Annotated in this window: 4 protein-coding genes; all 4 read right to left on the bottom strand. The window is 63.8% G+C overall.

Annotation, left to right across the window (positions count from 1 at the left end; all coding sequences use genetic code 11):
• Positions 1-804 (bottom strand): aldehyde dehydrogenase family protein (locus tag ACRC1E_RS13760; RefSeq protein WP_438515657.1); only part of this gene is annotated, 804 nt, incomplete at its 3' end.
• Between the two features lie 11 nt (positions 805-815).
• Complete coding sequence (locus ACRC1E_RS13765; RefSeq protein ID WP_438515658.1) at positions 816-1,622, bottom strand: ABC transporter permease; 807 nt, start codon at positions 1,620-1,622, stop codon at positions 816-818.
• Positions 1,612-2,565, bottom strand: a complete 954-nt coding sequence (locus ACRC1E_RS13770) for an ABC transporter permease (protein ID WP_438515659.1) — start codon at positions 2,563-2,565, stop codon at positions 1,612-1,614. Before ACRC1E_RS13770 ends, ACRC1E_RS13765 begins: the two co-directional genes overlap by 11 nt.
• On the bottom strand, positions 2,562-3,560 hold a 999-nt coding region (locus ACRC1E_RS13775; protein WP_438515660.1), incomplete at its 5' end, for an ABC transporter ATP-binding protein. The genes ACRC1E_RS13770 and ACRC1E_RS13775, both read right to left, overlap by 4 nt.

A 3,560-nucleotide genomic window follows, 5' to 3' on the forward strand; every position in this document is an offset into this window, starting at 1 on the left:
GACCGCATCGATCGCGGCATCCAGATCGGCGTCGGCATAGATGATGACCGGCGCCTTGCCGCCCAGTTCGAGGTGGGTGCGCTTGATGCCGTGCTGCGCGGCGGCGAGTACATGATGGCCGGTGGCGATGCTGCCGGTGACCGATACCATGCGTACGCGGCTATCCGAGATCAGCGGGCTGCCGACTTCGGCGCCACGGCCGAATACCACATTGACGACGCCGGGCGGGAACAGCTCTGACAGCCAGTCGCACAGCTTGAGGGTGGTCAGCGGGGTGTGCTCGGAAGGCTTGAGCACCACGGTATTGCCGGCGGCCAGCGCCGGCGCCAGCTTCCACGCCGCCATCATCAGCGGGTAGTTCCATGGCGCGATGGAGGCCACGACGCCGATGGCGTCGCGCCGCAGCATGCTGGTGTGGCCGGGCAGATATTCGCCGGCGGCGAGGCCGTTCATATTGCGGCAGATGCCGGCAAAGTAGCGGAACACATCGACAATGGCCGGGATCTCGTCGGCCAGTGCTGCGGCATAGGGTTTGCCGCAGTTGGCCGATTCCAGCATCGCAAGCTCGGTGCCGTGAGCCAGTATTTTTTCGGCCAGCGCCAGCAGGCATTCGCTGCGCGCTTTGGGCGGGGTAGCGCGCCAGCCATCAAACGCGGCTTCGGCGGCGGCCACTGCGGCGGCGACCTGTTCGACGCTGGCTTCGGCAATATGGGTCAGCACTTCACCGGTGGCCGGCGAGAGCACCGCCAGCTGTTCACCCTGTCCGGCGACACGTTCGCCGGCTATCAGCATTCTGGTTTGCATGGTTTTTCCTTTTATTTACCGCCGCCGGCGGTATCGGTGGTGTCGCGGGTCAGATACCAGGCACCGAGTATGGGCAAGGTGGTAATCAGCATCACGGCCATGGCCACCACATTGGTAATCGGCACATCACGCGGCCGGCCCAGCTGGTTCAACAGCCAGATCGGCAGCGTCACTTCGGCGCCTGAGGTAAAGGTGGTGACGATGATTTCGTCGAACGACAGCGCAAACGCCAGCATGCCGCCAGCCAGCAAGGCGCTGGCCAGACCGGGCAAGACGATATGGCGGAAGGTCTGCCAGCTGTCTGCCCCCAGATCCATCGACGCCTCGATATGCGACATGGGCATGCGGCGCAAACGGGCGACCACGTTGTTATAGACAACCACCACGCAGAAGGTGGCGTGGCCGGCGATGATGGTCAGCATGCCGGGCTCGATCGCCGCCAGCTTGAAGGCGGTGAGCAGCGAAATGCCGGTGATGATGCCGGGCAGGGCGATGGGCAGAATCAGCAGCAGGGTCAGTGCGCCCTTGCCGAAGAATTCGCGCCGCGCCAGTGCCAGCGCCGACAGGATGCCCAGTACCAGCGCCAGTACCGTCGCTGCGGTCGCCACTTTTAGCGACAGGGCGATGGCGCTAAAAATGTCGTCGCGCGCCCAGGCGTCGCTAAACCAGTGCAGGGTAAAACCCTGTAGCGGGAAGGAGAATGCGCTTTCTTCGGTATTGAAGGCATAGGCGAAGATCACCCACAGCGGAAAGTGCAGGAAGGCGAGTCCGCCATAGGCGGCCAGACGCAGGGCCCATGGCGTGCGTTCAGAGCGCATCGAAAGCCCCCAGTCGTTTGGAGATGGCCAGATAGATGCCGATCAGCGCGATGGGGACCACGGTGAAGGCGGCCGCCATCGGCATATTGCCGATCGAGCCTTGCATGGTGTACACCATATTGCCGATATAGAGGCCGGAGGGCCCGATCAGCTGCGGGATGATGAAGTCGCCCAGTGTCAGCGAAAAGGTAAAGATCGACCCGGCCACCACGCCCGGCACCGCCATCGGCAGAATGACATAGATAAAGGTCTGCCACGGGCGGGCGCCCAGATCGCCGGATGCCGCGATCAGGTTTTCCGGTACCCGCTCCAGCGCCGCCTGTATCGGTAAAATCATGAACGGCAGCCAGATATAGGTGAACACCCAGAAGCGGCCGAAGTTGGAGGTCGCAAGCGTGGTGCCGCCTATATGCGGCAGTGTCAGCATCCATTCATACAGGGGGATCAGCCCCAGCCTGTCTATCAGCCACCAGCTGATGCCGCCCTTGGCCAAGAGCACCGTCCACGCATACACCTTGACGATATAGCTGGCCCACATCGGCAGCATCACCGCTACATAGAAAAAGGCCTTCTCGGCGCCCCGGGCATGGCGTGCCATATAGTAGGCCAGCGGGAAGGCCAGCACCGCACTCATCGCCGACACCGCCAGCGCCATGCTGACCGTGCGCAAAATGATGTCGAGGTTGGTGTTGTCCAGCAGTGCCCGGTAGTTGGCGAGGGTCCACTCGGGCGTGACCTGCATGGTGAAATCGTCGAAGGTGTAGCCGCTTTGCAGCACCAGCGCCAATAGCGCGCCCAGATACACCACGCCAAACCACAGTAGCGGCGGGGTCAGCAGCAAGAGCAGCGCCAGCGTCGGGCTGCGGTAGAGCAGGGCCGACAGGCGGCGCCAGCCGCTGGCAGGGATGGCCGGTGACGGCCTCTCGATGCGCATGCTGTTCATGCCGCCTCCGTGAGCCAGTGCATGGCATCGCTACGCCATGACAGCTCGACCTCGCTGCCGACGGGTGGCAGTTCGCAGGCAAAGCTGGGGCTCAGTGCGGTCAGCATGTGGCGGCCGGCTAGCTCGACTTCGATGCGGCTGACCGCCCCCAGAAAGGCCAGCTCGCGCACCACACCGCGCGCGCGTATGGCATGGCCCTCGGCTGTGCCTTCGCGCCCGATCCGGATGCGCTCGGGGCGGATGGCGAATTCGCGCGCCTGCCCGGTCAGGGCTTGGGCAAGGCTGGCATCGACCACATTGCTGGTGCCGACAAAGTCGGCGACAAAGCGGGTAGCCGGTGCGTCGTACAGCATCTGTGGCGTCGCGACCTGCTCGATCTTGCCCTTGGCGAAAACGGCGACGCGGTCGGACATGGACAGTGCTTCGGACTGGTCGTGGGTGACGAAGACAAAGGTAATACCCAGCTGGCGCTGCAGCTTTTTCAGTTCGCTTTGCATCTGCTCCCTGAGCTTGAGATCCAGCGCACCCAAGGGCTCGTCCAGCAGCAGTACCCGCGGGCGGGCCACGATGGCGCGCGCCAGTGCCACGCGCTGGCGCTGGCCGCCGGACAATTCACCCGGCTTGCGCGCACCAAAGCCGTCCAGTGCGACCATGGCCAGTGCTTCCTCGGCACGGGCGAGGCGCTCCTTTTTAGCGACGCCCTTGACCATCAGGCCATAGGCGACGTTGGTGAGCACGTCCATGGTCGGAAACAGTGCGTAGTCCTGAAACACGGTATTGACATCGCGCTCGAACGGCGCGCGGCGGCTGGCGTCCTGGCCGGCAATCAGGATGCGGCCGGCGCTTGGCAGCTCGAAGCCGGCAATCAGGCGCAAGCAGGTGGTCTTGCCCGAACCTGATGGCCCGAGCATGGAGAAAAACTCGCCCTCTTTGATGGTGAGCGAAACATCATCGACGGCACGGGTCTGGCCGAACAGGCGGCTGACATGGTCGAA

It is taken from the genome of Craterilacuibacter sp. (assembly GCF_051659485.1).
In the GTDB taxonomy this organism is placed as follows: Bacteria; Pseudomonadota; Gammaproteobacteria; order Burkholderiales; family Chromobacteriaceae; genus Craterilacuibacter.